This window comes from Klebsiella michiganensis (genome assembly GCF_015139575.1).
Lineage (GTDB): Bacteria > Pseudomonadota > Gammaproteobacteria > Enterobacterales > Enterobacteriaceae > Klebsiella > Klebsiella michiganensis.
Genome location: NZ_AP022547.1, coordinates 1,827,731 through 1,843,026 on the forward strand (window position 1 = coordinate 1,827,731; position 15,296 = coordinate 1,843,026).

At 59.0% G+C, this 15,296-nt stretch carries 12 protein-coding genes and 1 riboswitch; of the genes, 7 read left to right on the forward strand and 5 right to left on the reverse strand.

What is annotated here, in order from left to right:
- Positions 1–167 precede the first annotated feature (167 nt).
- Positions 168–2,201 (reverse strand): methionine--tRNA ligase, encoded by a 2,034-nt coding sequence (metG, locus tag JLG71_RS08690; RefSeq protein ID WP_134897705.1) that lies wholly within the window; start codon positions 2,199–2,201, stop codon positions 168–170.
- A 151-nt stretch (positions 2,202–2,352) separates the two neighbouring features.
- Between metG and apbC the strand changes: the two genes are divergently transcribed.
- Together apbC and JLG71_RS08700 are read left to right on the forward strand one after the other, a co-directional pair.
- The gene (gene apbC, locus JLG71_RS08695) at positions 2,353–3,462 is read left to right on the forward strand and encodes an iron-sulfur cluster carrier protein ApbC (protein ID WP_200914107.1); all 1,110 of its coding nucleotides are present in this window, start codon (positions 2,353–2,355) and stop codon (positions 3,460–3,462) included.
- 349 nt (positions 3,463–3,811) lie between these two features.
- Complete coding sequence (locus JLG71_RS08700) at positions 3,812–4,141, forward strand: hypothetical protein (RefSeq protein WP_025107803.1); 330 nt, start codon at positions 3,812–3,814, stop codon at positions 4,139–4,141.
- Positions 4,142–4,194: 53 nt separating this feature from the next.
- Here the strand turns inward: JLG71_RS08700 and JLG71_RS08705 are convergent, their stop codons facing one another.
- Positions 4,195–4,512 (reverse strand): RcnB family protein, encoded by a 318-nt coding sequence (locus tag JLG71_RS08705; protein ID WP_004852605.1) that lies wholly within the window; start codon positions 4,510–4,512, stop codon positions 4,195–4,197.
- Positions 4,513–4,681: 169 nt separating this feature from the next.
- On the opposite strand from JLG71_RS08705, the gene JLG71_RS08710 reads away from it, so the two are divergent.
- Positions 4,682–5,602 (forward strand): LysR family transcriptional regulator, encoded by a 921-nt coding sequence (locus JLG71_RS08710; RefSeq protein ID WP_014230127.1) that lies wholly within the window; start codon positions 4,682–4,684, stop codon positions 5,600–5,602.
- 259 nt (positions 5,603–5,861) lie between these two features.
- Here JLG71_RS08710 and JLG71_RS08715 read toward each other — a convergent pair whose 3' ends face one another.
- Both JLG71_RS08715 and JLG71_RS08720 read right to left on the reverse strand, forming a co-directional pair.
- A complete protein-coding gene (locus JLG71_RS08715; protein ID WP_200914109.1) occupies positions 5,862–7,205 on the reverse strand; it encodes an NCS2 family permease in 1,344 nt (447 codons plus the stop codon).
- A gap of 2 nt (positions 7,206–7,207) precedes the next feature.
- Positions 7,208–9,019: an adenine deaminase gene (locus JLG71_RS08720; RefSeq protein ID WP_032693704.1), complete on the reverse strand. Its 1,812-nt coding sequence runs from the start codon at positions 9,017–9,019 to the stop codon at positions 7,208–7,210.
- A 120-nt stretch (positions 9,020–9,139) separates the two neighbouring features.
- On the opposite strand from JLG71_RS08720, the gene JLG71_RS08725 reads away from it, so the two are divergent.
- Positions 9,140–10,054: a LysR family transcriptional regulator gene (locus tag JLG71_RS08725; protein WP_162557348.1), complete on the forward strand. Its 915-nt coding sequence runs from the start codon at positions 9,140–9,142 to the stop codon at positions 10,052–10,054.
- A 57-nt stretch (positions 10,055–10,111) separates the two neighbouring features.
- On the opposite strand, the gene JLG71_RS08730 is transcribed toward JLG71_RS08725, so the two are convergent.
- Positions 10,112–12,088: an alkyl/aryl-sulfatase gene (locus JLG71_RS08730; RefSeq protein ID WP_200914115.1), complete on the reverse strand. Its 1,977-nt coding sequence runs from the start codon at positions 12,086–12,088 to the stop codon at positions 10,112–10,114.
- A 232-nt stretch (positions 12,089–12,320) separates the two neighbouring features.
- Positions 12,321–12,417: riboswitch (TPP riboswitch) on the forward strand.
- A gap of 34 nt (positions 12,418–12,451) precedes the next feature.
- Here JLG71_RS08730 and thiM point away from each other — a divergent pair.
- The 3 genes from thiM (at position 12,452) to fbaB (ending at position 15,223) form a co-directional block, all read left to right on the forward strand.
- Entirely contained in the window at positions 12,452–13,225 is a 774-nt protein-coding gene (gene thiM / locus JLG71_RS08735) for a hydroxyethylthiazole kinase (RefSeq protein WP_048260769.1), read from the forward strand.
- The gene (thiD, locus tag JLG71_RS08740; protein WP_200914117.1) at positions 13,222–14,022 is read left to right on the forward strand and encodes a bifunctional hydroxymethylpyrimidine kinase/phosphomethylpyrimidine kinase; all 801 of its coding nucleotides are present in this window, start codon (positions 13,222–13,224) and stop codon (positions 14,020–14,022) included. Before thiM ends, thiD begins: the two co-directional genes overlap by 4 nt.
- Positions 14,023–14,170: 148 nt before the next feature.
- Positions 14,171–15,223, forward strand: a complete 1,053-nt coding sequence (gene fbaB, locus JLG71_RS08745; RefSeq protein WP_004103793.1) for a class I fructose-bisphosphate aldolase — start codon at positions 14,171–14,173, stop codon at positions 15,221–15,223.
- Positions 15,224–15,296 lie beyond the last annotated feature (73 nt).

Consider the following 15,296-nt stretch of genomic DNA (forward strand, 5'->3'; position numbering starts at 1 on the left):
TTGTATACAGCATTGGGCGATGGTGCCGGGCGTATCCTCGGACGTCGCCGTTTCGCGCTTATGCCAGCGTTTTCTTCTTTCTGCGCCAGCACCCGGCGGGCGATGTCGTCGACAATATCGTGGCGCTCTAAAAAAAAAGCGCTGCCGGAGCAGCGCTTTATACAGCCTTACTTGACCTGCTGGCCCGGCTGAGCCCCGCTGTCCGGGCTGAGCAGGAAGATATCTTTCCCACCAGGACCTGCGGCCATCACCATGCCTTCAGAGATGCCGAAGCGCATTTTGCGCGGCGCCAGGTTAGCGACCATCACCGTCAGGCGGCCAATCAGCGCCTGCGGATCAGGGTAGGCGGAGCGGATGCCGGAGAAGACGTTACGCTTCTCGCCGCCGAGATCCAGCGTCAGGCGCAGCAGCTTATCGGAACCGTCGACTAACTCGGCGTTTTCAATCAGCGCGATGCGCATATCCACTTTGGCGAAATCGTCAAAGGTGATAGTTTCCTGAATCGGATCGTCCGCCAGCGGACCGGTGACCGGCGCTGACAGCGCCTTCACTTCTTCTTTCGACGCTTCGACCAGCGCCTCAACCTGCTTCATTTCGATGCGGTTATACAGCGCTTTAAAGGCGTTAACCTTGTGACCGAGCAGCGGCTGCTGGATAGCATCCCAGCTCAGTTCGCCGTTGAGGAACGCTTCGGCGCGGGCGGCCAACTGCGGCAGAACCGGCTTCAGCCAGGTCATCAGCACTCGGAACATATTCAGGCCCATGGTGCAGATGGCCTGCAGATCGGCGTCGCGGCCTTCCTGTTTGGCGACCACCCACGGCGCCTGCTCGTCAACGTAGCGGTTTGCCACGTCGGCCAGCGCCATGATTTCGCGGATGGCTTTCCCGAACTCGCGGCTGTCCCACGCATCGCCAATGCTTGCTGCCGCATCGGTGAAGGTTTTATACAGCTGAGGATCGGCCAGCTCGGCGGACAGCATACCGTCGAAACGCTTGTTGATGAAACCGGCGTTACGCGAGGCAAGGTTAACCACCTTGTTGACGATATCGGCGTTGACGCGCTGCACGAAGTCTTCCAGGTTCAGGTCGATATCATCGATACGTGACGAGAGCTTGGCGGTGTAGTAGTAGCGCAGGCTGTCGGCGTCAAAATGATTCAGCCAGGTGCTGGCCTTAATAAAGGTACCGCGCGACTTGGACATCTTGGCGCCGTTGACCGTCACGTAGCCGTGAACGAACAGGTTGGTCGGTTTGCGGAAGCTGCTGCCTTCCAGCATCGCCGGCCAGAACAGGCTGTGGAAGTAAACGATGTCTTTGCCGATAAAGTGGTACAGCTCGGCAGTAGAGTCTTTCTTCCAGTACTCTTCGAAGCTGGTGGCGTCGCCGCGCTTGTCGCACAGGTTCTTAAAGGAGCCCATGTAACCGATCGGCGCATCCAGCCAGACGTAGAAGTATTTACCCGGCGCGTTCGGGATTTCGAAGCCGAAGTACGGGGCATCGCGGGAGATATCCCACTGCTGCAGGCCGGACTCGAACCACTCCTGCATTTTATTCGCCACCTGCTCCTGCAGCGCGCCGCTGCGGGTCCACGCCTGAAGCATTTCGCTGAACGACGGCAGGTCGAAGAAGAAGTGCTCGGACTCGCGCATCACCGGCGTCGCGCCGGATACCACCGATTTCGGCTCGATAAGCTCGGTCGGGCTGTAGGTCGCGCCGCACACTTCGCAGTTATCGCCGTACTGATCCGGTGATTTACACTTCGGACAGGTGCCTTTCACAAAGCGGTCCGGCAGGAACATGCCTTTTTCCGGATCGTAAAGCTGAGAGATGGTACGGTTTTTGATAAAACCGTTCTCTTTCAGGCGCGTGTAGATGAGCTCCGACAGCTCGCGGTTTTCATCGCTGTGCGTGGAGTGGTAGTTGTCGTAGCTGATGTCGAAGCCAGCAAAATCGGTCTGATGCTCCTGACTCATTTCGCCAATCATCTGCTCCGGAGTAATTCCGAGCTGCTGCGCTTTCAGCATGATCGGGGTGCCGTGGGCGTCGTCGGCGCAGATGAAGTTGACTTCGTGGCCGCGCATTCGCTGGTAACGGACCCAGACATCAGCCTGGATGTGCTCCAGCATGTGGCCGAGGTGGATTGAGCCGTTTGCGTACGGCAGCGCGCACGTTACCAGAATTTTCTTCGCGACTTGAGTCATAGTGGGCATTACATCTTCTATTGTAAAAAGGGGTTTTGATGTTACCGCAAAGGCAATAATTTGGTAAGCCCAAAGCTTATGGTGGGGGAATTATTCCCTTTAAGGTAAACTTAACGCACAAGATTCAACTCACAATAACAAAGGAGTCGGGATGAGTTCGCAATCCCAGGCCAAATCCCCCGAGCGTCTGCGCGCGATGGTCGCCGGGACCCTGGCTAATTTCCAGCACCCAACCCTGAAACATAACCTCACTACGCTGAAGGCGCTGCATCACGTCGCCTGGCTGGACGAGACCGTGCACATTGAAATTCAGATGCCGTTCGTCTGGAACAGCGCGTTTGAAGCGCTGAAGGAGCAGTGCAGCGCCGAGCTGCTGCGCATTACCGGCGCCAAAGCCATTGACTGGAAGCTGACGCACAGCATCGCCACGCTTCAGCGGGTAAAAAATCAGCCGGGCATCAACGGCGTGAAAAACATTATCGCCATCAGCTCCGGCAAGGGCGGGGTGGGTAAATCGTCGACGGCGGTCAACCTCGCGCTGGCGCTGGCGGCGGAAGGTGCGAAAGTCGGCATTCTGGATGCCGATATTTACGGGCCGTCGATTCCGACCATGCTCGGCGCGGAAGATCAGCGTCCGACTTCGCCGGACGGCACCCATATGGCGCCGATTATGAAATTCGGTCTCGCTACCAACTCCATCGGTTATCTGGTGACCGACGACAACGCCATGGTGTGGCGCGGCCCGATGGCCAGCAAGGCGCTGATGCAGATGCTGCAGGAAACGCTGTGGCCGGATCTCGATTATCTGGTACTGGATATGCCGCCGGGCACCGGTGATATTCAGCTGACGCTGGCGCAAAACATTCCGGTCACCGGCGCGGTCGTCGTCACCACGCCGCAGGATATTGCCCTGATCGACGCCAAAAAAGGCATCGTGATGTTTGAAAAAGTCGAGGTACCGGTGCTGGGTATCGTGGAAAACATGAGCATGCATATCTGCAGCAACTGCGGACACCACGAGCCGATTTTCGGTACCGGCGGCGCGCAGAAGCTGGCGGAGAAATATCATACCCAGCTGCTGGGCCAGCTGCCGCTGCATATTACCCTGCGCGAAGACCTCGACAAAGGGACGCCGACGGTGGTTGCGCGTCCGGAAAGCGAGTTTACCGAGACCTACCGTCAGCTGGCCGACCGCGTCGCGGCGCAGCTGTACTGGCAGGGGAAAGTCATTCCCGGAGAGATAGCCTTCCGCGCGGTCTAATCTCCTCACTCTCCTGAGCCGCCCGGCGCTTTTCGCCGTGCGGTTTTTTATTTTTTCCGTCCCCGGTTTTCTACCGAGGAGATAATCACCGCGCGAATAATATCGCTGTTAAATATTATTTATTTTTATTCACATTTAGCGATATTGAGATTAATCAATAAAACATATTGCTAACATTGTTTTCCTCTGGCGGTTGTGCGAGCTTTAATAGCAAAGAAGTAACGATTTTAATTCGCCGTGATGAGATTTAATTTTGGCTTTTTATTTGGCGAAACGTGGATGTTATCAGTAATACGTATATAAAAACGATGGAAGGAAAGTATAGCCGTACACATTTCCGGAGTGCATGATGAATAATATTGCTCTAATCGTTAAGTTACGAGAACTACTGGTTATTTTTATGCATACGCGCTCGCTGCCGGAGAAAGCAGCAGACGCGTTGCGTTATTGCCAGGAGCATCTCCCGATAGCTGAGATTCCGATTGGCGCTTATGGTGAGTACAGTGATATTTTTGAACAGATTGTTTTTTTATCGGATGACAAGAGTCGTACGGCCCCGGATGATTTACTGCGTAGCGGCGGCGATCTGATATTAAGTATTTTAATGCTCTATGAGCAGGTTGCTTCATATATTGCCGTCGAGGAATTTATGCACAAACAGAACCGCTTTAACGAATAGCATTTTGCCACAAAAAACGCCAGCGGCAGGGAGAGCGCGCTGGCGTTCAGCTTTTAGCGATGGTAGAAAATCTCGCCATCATAAATTTTGAGGATTTTCCCCTCGGTTTCGGTAATCAGCACGTAGCTTCCGCCCATGTAGGTCCAGCGGGTCCCGGCATCCGGCGCAGGCAAATTGCGCTGCTGCCACTGCTTGATGTTGTATTCTGGCGTCAGGTACAGCGGCGGGACGGTATCGCCGATGTGAAATTGTTTGAAGTCCGCGGTGACCCCATCCAGCTCATATTTCTGTATACCTTCGCCGGTCGCCGCCCACGCGCCGCTGGCGCAGGCCAACAGTACGCCCAGAAGCATCATTTTTGTTTTACGCATAATTTCCCCATTATTATCCTGGACACAAAATCGCAGCCTCGTATGATTCCTGATACGTCAAGGGATTGGCAAGCGTTGGTTTGGGTAAAAGTGTAAGCAAACGGTGATGCAGCGCCGTTTTTCATCGGCGCGCGCCTGTTTTGAGAATAATCCGGGGTGAGGAGTGTGTATGTTCCGGCTGGAAGATCTGGCATTGTTTGTCCGCGCTGCGGCGTTAAGCAGCTTCAGCGATGCGGCGCGAGAGGCCGGGCTGCAGCCCGCGCAGGTGAGCGCGGCGATCAAGCGTCTGGAAACGACGCTGAATATTCGTCTTTTTGCCCGTTCTACGCGGAGTTTACGCCTGACGCCGGAAGGCGAAACCTGGCTGCCCTATGCCACGCAGATGCTTGATACGCTGCACGCGGGGCTGCAAAAAATCAGCACGCCGGATGACGAAGTACGCGGTACGTTACAAATTGCCGTGCCGTCCGACCTGGGGCGCAACTTGCTTCTGCGCGTGTTTCGCGCTTTTCGCCAGCGCCATCCCGCGCTGCGCCTGCGGATACTGTTTTCCGATCATCGGACCGACGTATTTAAAGATCCGGTAGACGTGGCGTTTCGCTACGGCGATAACGACGATGCCTCGTTTATTTCCCTACCCGTCGCGCCGGAGAACCGCCGGATGCTGGTGGCCTCGCCCGGCTGGATAGCCGAACACGGCGAACCGAAGACGCTGGAAGATTTGGCCCGGCACAATGCGCTGACCTACGTGCTGCGCGGCAGGGCGTTCGATCGCTGGCCGCTGAGCCTGGACGGGAAGGTCCATTACGTGCAGGTTGCCGGCACTATCGTGAGCGATGATGCGGAGGTGATTCGCCGCCTGGCGGTTGCCGGGGAGGGGATCGCGTTCAAATCTGAACTCGACGTCGGGGATGATATCCGTGAAGGGCGGCTCCAGGTGCTGTTGCCGGAGTATCAGGGCGACGTGGTGCCGCTGAATATGATTTGCCCACACCGCAAGCAGCTTTCGCCTGCGGTACGGTTGCTGTATGAGGCGGTGAAAGAGGCGTGCGAAGCGGTTCATTCCCGCGCGCCCTCTGCGGGCCGCTAGCGCCGACTCGGGAATGGTGCCGGGTTATGCATCGGCGTGGCTTGTTCCCGGCTCGCGCTGCGCTTAGCCGGGCTACGGGTTCACAGCAATCTGCGGGCCGGTAGCCCGGACAGGTGCGCCAGCGCCGCCTCCGGGACGGTGTAGGGGTTATGCATCGGCGTGGCTTGTTCCCGGCTCGCGCTGCGCTTAGCCGGGCTACGGATTGGTAGCCCGGACAGGTGCGCCAGCGCCGCCTCCGGGAGAACGATCGGTGCGAAGCTTAATGCTTCACCAGCGTGGCAAAGTAGTAGACCAGCGGAATCGCAAGGATCCACAGCCCGATGGGGATTTCCCGCCATTTGCCGGCAATCGTTTTAATCACCACATAAAACAGCAGCCCGCCGGCAATCCCGGTCCCGAAGCTATTGGCAATCAGCGTAATCATCACCATCATCAGCACCGGCAGGCCGTCGGTGAAGTTTGCCAGGTCCACTTTGCGCAGGCCGCTGAACATATTCAGGCCAATGAGGATCAGCGCAGGCGCGGTCGCCTCTTTCGGAATCATCAGCGCCACCGGGGTAAACAGCAGCATCAGGAGGAACATCACCGCCGCCGACAGCGCGGTTAACCCGGTTTTACCGCCGGCTTCCGCTGCCGCTGAGGATTCAATCAGCGCGGTCGCCGCCGGAATGCCCAGCCAGGGGCCAACGGCCGCGGCGATCGAGTCAACCATAAACGGGCGATTGATATGCGGCATATTGCCTTCTTCATCCAGCAGGCCCGCTTCGCCGCCTACCGCCAGCGTGGTGCCCATCGTGGAAAAGAACTCTGAGGCGAAAAAGACGAACAGGAACGGCAGGAAGGCGATATTCAGCGCGCCCAGCATATCGATTCGCCCCAGCACCGGCGTCAGCGAATGCGGCATATCGATAAAGCTGCCCGGGAGTCTGGTGACGCCCATCGGAATGCCGACCAGGGTGGCAAAGAGAATCGCCCACAGAATTGAGCCGGGGATTTTTCTCGCCTGCAGGGCAATGGCCAGAAACAGCCCGCAGAGCGCCACCAGCGCCCCCGGTGAGAGAAAATCGCCGAGCATCAGGGCGTTGGTTTTGGCATTAGCCAGCACCAGCCCGGCGTTACGGAAACCCAGCACCGCGACAAACAGCCCAATGGAGGCCGTCAGGCCGAGCTTGATCGACTGCGGCACCGAACGGGTCACCACTTCACGCAGGCCGAACCTGGTTAGCAGGAAAAACAGAATCCCCGACCAGCAGGCGATCCCAAGACCAATCTGCCAGCCAATGCCTTCGCTGCCTGCCAGCGTGACGCCGACCAGCACCGAGCCGCCGATGCCCGGCCCGACGATAAACGGCAGGTTGGCATAAAACGCCATCAGCAGCGTGCCGCCGACGAACACCAGAATCGTGCCGGTGGTTGCCGCGCCTTTATCCATCCCGCCAACCGCCAGCAGGCCGGGGATAACCACCAGCAGGTAGGCGGCGGCGAGAAAGCCGGTGATGCCCGCGAGGCATTCGGTGCGCAGCGTGCTGCCGCGGGAATACAAGGCAAAACGGCGCTCCAGCCAGCTTCCTTGCGTGGATGAATGAAGGGTATTGTCGGCCATGCTCAGGCTCCCTGATGATTATTGTTGTGTTCTGTGTGTTCCGGGATTTCCCGGCAGTCTATCAGCGGCTCGACGATCTGGCGGGTGCTGCCGTCGGTCAAACCTAAATCGGTCAAATGCGGCCCGGCGTTACAGGCAAGGCAGGTGCCTTCGATAGCCTTAAATACGCGATAGGGCGGCTCCCAGTCGGCGACCTCCGCGCTCAGGTCGCGAAGCTGGCGGAACTGTCTGGCCAGCTCCGGGGCGGGCAAGTCGGAAAGCATTCCGGCAATAGGCATCGCCACGTGGGCAAGGATTTTTCCCTGCTGCGACAGCGCCATACCGCCGCCGGAGGCGATCAGGCGGTTTGCCGCCAGCGCCATTTCGTCGGCATCGCGGCCGAGCACCACCAGGTTGTGGGAATCGTGGGAGTAGCTGGTGGCGATGGCGCCGCGCAGCTCGCCCCAGCCTTCCAGCAGCGCAATTTGCGGCGTCGCCTGGTGACGACCGTGGCGGTGCTTAACCCAAATCAGGCTAAACCCGTCCGGGATTTGCACCCGGCCATCGCGGACCTGCACCTCAACCTCTCCCCACTGGGTAAAGCGCGCGCCGCGAATATGCCGCAGGCGGGCGACGCCGTGGCGAATCGCGCCGACGCGGAGGATAAAATCGTCAGGGCTGAGCGGCGGCATCTGCAGGGTATCGCGCGGCGGGGTAATACCCGCCGCCGGCGGAATCGACTCAAGCAGGGCGCCCTCGCGGGCAATCAGCTTCCCGGCGACGTACACCTCCCGCGCGTCGAGCTTTTCTAATGAATCAAAAACCACCAGATCGGCGCGGCGTCCGGCGGCAATCAGCCCCAGATCGTTACGCTGCAGACGGATCGCCGCGTTTAAGGTGGCAAAGCGCAGGACGTCGGTGGCCGGCAGTCCGTGCTCAATCAGCAGGTTGAGCAGGGCGATAATGCCGCCTTTTTCCAGCAGCATATCCGGCGGCACATCGTCGGTGCAGACGGTGATTTGCGAGGAGAGATGCGGCAGCGTTTTCAGCGCGTTAACGATATCCGGCAGCAGGTAAGGGTGCGAGCCGCGAATTTCGATAGTCAGCCCGGCGCGCAGTTTTTCCAGCGCATCGTCCGCCGAGGTGAGCTCGTGATCGGAGGTGACCCCGGCGGCAAGGTAGGCCTGCAGATCCGCGCCGCGCAAACCGCGGGCGTGGCCTTCGATCAGCTTGCCGCTGTTGAGACCGGCCTGGATAATCTCCTGCATCCGCTCGCTGCCGTGCAGCACGCCGTGCATATCCATCACTTCGGCGACGCCGCAAACTTCCGGCCAGGCCAGCATGGTTTCCATCTCCGCACCGGCAAAATCGGCGCCGGACATCTCCAGTCCCGGCGTCGACGGCACGCTGGACGGCGCCGCGACCATCACCTGCAGCGGCAGATGGCGGCTGGCGGCGACGGCGTAGCGCACGCCTTCGACGCCCAGCACGTTGGCCAGCTCGTGCGGGTCCCAGAATACCGCCGTGGTACCCTGAGCCAGGACGATTTCGGCATAGCGTTCAGGCGGCAGGTGGGAGCTTTCAAGGTGGACGTGCGTGTCCATCAGCCCCGGCGACAGGAAATATCCCGCCAGCGAGCGGCGTTCGTGGGCATCGGAGCGGCTGCCGCGCGGGTGCACGCTGGCGATGGTTTCGCCGACGATCCCGACGTCGGCCTCGCGGATCTCTCCGGTGGCCATATCGACAATCTGCGCGTCGGTTAATAAGAGATCGAACGGGGATTCGCCGCGTGCGGCCTGCACGGCGCGGCGGCGGGTTTCAGCACTGCTGGACATAACAACTCCGGCACAAGGATAATGGGGATACTCTAGGGGCAGAGCAAACGTTTGCCCAGATGAATAAATTTATCGCCCGATAACCTCGGGTTATTCTGCATGCTCACCATTGATGAAAACATGATGACTGAACCCTGGCAGCGTCTGCCCGCGCTCTCCCTTAAGCAGATCCAGTACTTTGTGACCCTGGCCCAGCTACGCCACTTCACCGACACCGCTAACCGGCTGGCTATCAGCCAGCCGGCGCTAAGCAGCGCGCTGCGGCAAATCGAGACGGTGCTCGGCGGCAAGCTGGTCAACCGTACCGCCTCGGCGGTGACCTTAACCGAGCTGGGGGCGGCGATTTTGCCCCACGCCCGGCGGGTGCTGAGCGTGGCGCAGCTGGCGTTTCAGGATATGCAGCAGATAGTCGAGGCCGGCGGCGACGGTACAGTGCGTATCGGGCTGGTGCCCTCGGTGAGCTCGCTGCTGTTTCCGCTGCTGCCGCAAACGCTGGCCCAGGCGTTTCCGCGCCTGAGGGTGGAGTTTCACGATCAGACCAACGACGCCCTGTTTTGCGAGCTGCAGTCGGGAAAGATAGATTTTGCCGTTGGCGCAATAGACAGTTCGTTACCGCCTGAGCTGCAGGTTTATCCTCTGCGCGACGATCCGTTTGTGGCGGTGCTGCACTGCGACGATCCGCTGGCCGGGCAGCCGCATCTGCCGTGGAAGCTGCTCGCGGGGCGCGATATCGCGGTGTTCTCAAAGGGCAATATTCAGCGTCTGGTCGGCGCGCTGGCGGAGAGCCATCGCCTCACGCTGAATACGCGTTATCAGGTTGACTATATTGAAACGCTTTACGGCCTGGTGCGTTCCCGGCTGGCGGTGGCGATTCTGCCTGAGCTTTATACTATCCACCTTCAGGATCCGGCGTTAAAGGTGGCGCAGCTTCAGCAGCCCGCGCTGACGCGAACCGTGGCGCTGATGCGCGGGCCGCAGCCTTTGCCGCCGCTGATTGAGGAATGTTTCGCATTATTACTAAGTTCGCTGCGCTGACCGGCGCGCGTCGACTCCGGGAGGGGAACCCCGCAGCTGGCCGCCGCGGGAGCTTATTTACGGCGTCACGATATTGAACCAGAACTCAAATTTATCCATATAGCCCAGCATCTCGTCCAGCTTCGCGCCGTCGCCGGTCACTTTGACTTCACCCTTATCCTCCGCCTGTTTTAGCGTTTCCTCTTTCAGGATGATTTTGTTCAGCGTGGCGCGATCCAGCGCGATGGTAGCGTCGGCGTCTTTGGCTTCGGCATCGGCGGTGTGGTTGAGCACGCCGTTTTCCAGCTCTAGCTTATATTTACCGCCATCGTTACCAAGGTCGATATTGAATACCGCTTTGGCGGTTCCGGCTTTTTCGCCGTTGATGTGGACCGCAAGATAGTCGAAAAACATTTCCGGGGTCATGGCCCGCACGGTATCCGGGCTGGCGGTATTCGGCGTCGGGCCTTTCACGACGCCGTTGCGTAGCTCCTGCGCGCCGGTCAGGTAGAAATTACGCCACGGTCCTGATTCCGCCTGATAGCCCAGCTGCTCCAGGGCATCGGCTTCCAGATTGCGCGCCTCCAGATTACCGGGATCGGCGAAGACAATTTTGCTGACTACCTGAGCTACCCAGCGATAGTTGCCCTGGTTGTAATCTTCTTTGGCTTTCTTGAGGATAGCGTCGGCGCCGCCCATATAATCAACGAACTTCTTCGCCGCTTCTTCCGGCGGCAGCTCGTCCAGCGTAGCCGGGTTGCCATCGAACCAGCCGAGATAGAGGACGTAGGTAGCCTTCACGTCATGGCTGACGGAGCCGTAGTAGCCGCGGTTGGCCCAGGTATTGGCCAGGCTGTCCGGCAGCTTGAATTTGGCGGCGATCTCATCGCGGGTCAGGCCCTCGTTGGCCATGCGCAGAGTCTGGTCATTAATGTACCGATACAGGTCGCGCTGGCTTTTCAGCAGGTTAACCACGTTCTCATTACCCCAGGTCGGCCAGTGGTGCTGGGCCATAATGATTTCAGCCTTGTCGCCCCAGCGCACAATGGCGGTGTTGATATATTTCGACCACGGTAGCGGTTCACGAATTTTCGCCCCGCGCAGCGAGTAGGTGTTATGCAGGGTATGGGTGACATCTTCGGCGGATTCAATGAGCTTCTTCTCTTCGATATACCACAGCATTTCCGACGGTGCTTCCGAGCCCGGCGCCAGCATAAAATCGTAGGTCAGGCCGTCGATGGTCTCTTTCTGGCCATCTTTCTCGATGATATTGGTGGGAGCAATCAGCGTGACGGTGCCGGCAGAGGTCGTGGTGCCGAGACCTGCGCCAACCTGGCCGGTGGCATCCGGTTTGAGCAGGTTGCCGTACATATAGCTGGCGCGACGGCTCATCACGTTACCGGCCATAATATTTTCAGCAACGGCTGCTTCCATAAAACCGGAAGGCGCGTAGATTTTGACTTTGCCGGATTTGACATCGGCTTCATCGACCACGCCGCGCACGCCGCCGTAATGGTCAACGTGGCTGTGGGTGTAGATCACCGCAACGACCGGCTTATTGCCGCGATTTTTGTAATACAGATCCATTCCGACCTTTGCGGTCTCCGCTGATACCAGTGGATCCACAACCGTGATGCCCTCTTTACCTTCAATGATGGTCATATTGGAGAGATCGAGGTTGCGGATCTGGTACACGCCTTCGGTCACTTCAAACAGGCCGCTGATATTGATGAGCTGGGATTGACGCCAGAGGCTGGGGTTGACCGTATCCGGCGCCTTTTCCCCCTCTTTAATAAAGTCGTACTGCTGCGGGTTCCAGATAACGTTGCCCTGTTCACCTTTAATCACTTCCGTAGGAAGCGCGGCAATAAAACCTTTATGCGCGTTGGTAAAGTCGGTGTTGTCGGAGAAGGGGAGCTGTTTATACAGCGCATCGTTTGCCTGTTTGGTCGCCGCAGCGGCTTCTTTCGGCGACGTTTCGGCCCAGCTGGTCACAGGGAGAGTCGAGATAATTCCTGCCAGAGCCAGACTTTTCATAATCGGTGTTAATTTCATCGGAATCCTCATGGTTTTACGCTGATTCACTCGTTAATTTCGATATGACGTCGGGTTACATCCTGTAACGCCTCCTAAACTATAAACACGTATCTGCAAAAGTGTTTATTTTGTTAATTATTTGAATGCTTATTGTTAATTTTGAATTGCCTTGCGCTTGTATACCTACGCCGGGCCGGCTTGCGTTGTCCCGCGACTTACCGTAACCTGCCCACTGAGAACGTTTTTATCTCTCAATGACTCGGGGTGCCCTTCCTTGTGAAGGCTGAGAAAAACCCGTACCACCTGATCTGGATAATGCCAGCGTAGGGAAGTCAGAGACCGCAGGGTCGTCGCTTCTTCATCGCCTGGCGGGAGCAAACGATGTCTGACCTGCTGAACCCCGCGCATATTGCCCATCTGCGGCACCTTTTTCACCGCCATTCTCCTCTTGTTCACTGCATGACCAACGACGTGGTGCAGACCTTTACCGCCAACGTCCTGTTAGCGATTGGCGCATCCCCGGCGATGGTTATCGACCCGGACGAAGCCAGCCAGTTTGCCGCCATTGCCGATGCGCTGCTGATTAATGTCGGTACGCTGACGGTTGAACGCGCGGCGGCGATGCGTGCGGCGGCGCACAGCGCGCAGCAGGCGGGTAAACCGTGGGCGCTGGACCCGGTGGCGGTCGGCGCGCTGACCTTACGGACAGAATTTTGCCGGGAGCTGCTGGCGCTGCAGCCTGCCGCCGTTCGCGGTAATGCGTCGGAAATTATGGCCCTGGCCGGAATGAGCGGCGGCGGGCGCGGCGTCGATACGACCGATACCGCCGCCGCAGCGCTGCCCGCGGCCCAGGCGCTGGCCCGCCAGCTGAATACCGTTGTAGCGGTAACCGGCGAGGTCGATTATGTGACCGACGGCCAGCGTACGCGCGCGGTCACCGGCGGCGATCCGCTGATGACCCGGGTAGTCGGCACCGGCTGCGCGCTATCGGCGGTGGTTGCCGCCGCTGCGGCGATGCCCGGCGATCGGCTGGAGAACGTGGCCGCGGCCTGCGGTCTGATGAAGCTCGCGGGGGGGAAAGCGGCGCTGCAGGGCGGCCCCGGCAGCTTTACTCCCGCCTTCCTCGATGCGCTCTATGCGGGAGGCGATCTGTGAAACGAATTAATGCGCTAACCATCGCCGGCACCGACCCGAGCGGCGGCGCGGGGATCCAGGCGGATCTCAAAACCTTCTCGGCGCTGGGCGCTTACGGCTGCTCGGTCATCACCGCGCTGGTGGCGCAAAACACCCGCGGCGTCCAGTCGGTGTACCGGATAGAGCCTGATTTTGTCGCCGCACAGCTCGATTCCGTTTTCAGCGATGTGCGCATCGATACCACCAAAATCGGGATGCTGGCGGAAACCGATATCGTCGAGGCGGTGGCGGAACGGCTGGCGCGTTATCAGATTAAAAATGTGGTGCTGGATACCGTCATGCTGGCGAAAAGCGGCGATCCGCTGCTCTCAACGTCGGCGGTAGAGACGCTGCGCCAGCGCCTGCTGCCGCAGGTCTCGCTGATCACCCCGAACCTGCCGGAGGCGGCGGCGCTGCTGGATGCGCCGCATGCCAGAACGGAACAGGAGATGCTGGAGCAGGGCAGAGCGCTGCTGGGCATGGGCTGCGGAGCGGTATTAATGAAAGGCGGCCATCTCGATGATGCGGAAAGCCCGGACTGGCTCTTTACCCGCGATGGGGAGCAGCGCTTTACCGCGCCGAGAGTCCAGACCAAAAACACCCACGGTACCGGCTGTACGCTGTCGGCGGCGCTGGCGGCCCTGCGTCCGCGTTATGAGGATTGGGGGCGAACCGTGGCGGAAGCCAAGGGCTGGCTCTCGGCGGCGCTGGCGCAGGCGGATTCGCTGGAAGTGGGGCACGGGATCGGCCCGGTACACCATTTCCACGCCTGGTGGTAAACGGCAAGACAACGTGTCAGCAGACTATGCTGAAAAAATAGGCTCCCGGCTGGAAAATCTGCTGAGTCGGTACCAGGCTTAACCTGCCCAAAATAATTGGGTTGGGAAAACGCATGCCGGTTTCGACCGGCACTTACGGGAGATCGCTATGACTGATATTACGCAGTTGCTTGGCAAAGATGCCGACACGCTTTTACAGCACCGCTGTATGACGATTCCAGCCGACCAGCTCTATTTGCCGGGGGCGGATTACGTCGATCGGGTGATGGTTGATAACAACCGTCCGCCGGCGGTGCTGCGTAATATGCAAACCCTGTATAACACTGGCCGCCTGGCGGGAACCGGCTATCTGTCGATCCTGCCGGTCGACCAGGGCGTAGAGCATTCTGCTGGCGCCTCTTTTGCCGCCAACCCGCTGTACTTTGATCCGAAAAATATCGTCGAACTGGCCATTGAGGCCGGTTGTAACTGCGTGGCCTCCACCTATGGCGTGCTGGCCTCGGTGTCGCGCCGCTATGCGCACCGTATCCCCTTCCTGGTCAAGCTGAACCATAACGAAACGCTGAGCTACCCGACCGAATACGATCAGACGCTGTACGCCAGCGTTGAGCAGGCGTTCAATATGGGGGCCGTGGCGGTCGGGGCGACGATCTATTTCGGTTCCGAACAGTCCCGTCGGCAAATCGAAGAAATCTCCGCTGCGTTTGAGCGCGCGCACGAACTGGGCCTGGTGACCGTGCTGTGGGCCTATCTGCGTAATTCGGCGTTTAAGAAAGATGGCGTCGACTACCACGTTTCCGCTGACTTAACCGGCCAGGCTAACCATCTGGCGGCGACCATCGGCGCGGATATCGTGAAGCAGAAAATGGCGGAAAATAACGGCGGCTATAAAGCGGTGAACTTCGGCTATACCGATGACCGGGTTTACAGCAAGCTCACCAGCGATAATCCGATCGACCTGGTGCGTTACCAGCTGGCGAACTGCTATATGGGCCGCGCCGGGCTGATTAACTCCGGCGGCGCCGCGGGCGGGGAAACCGATCTCTCCGACGCCGTGCGCACCGCGGTTATCAACAAGCGCGCGGGCGGCATGGGGCTGATTCTGGGCCGTAAGGCGTTTAAAAAATCGATGGCCGACGGCGTGAAGCTGATCAATGCCGTGCAGGATGTCTATCTGGACGGCAAAGTCACCATCGCTTAAGCATTCGCGTGGCGGCGCTACGCCTGGCCGGGCTACGGTTTCGTGCGGTCTGGTAGCCCGGGTAGGGCGTTTA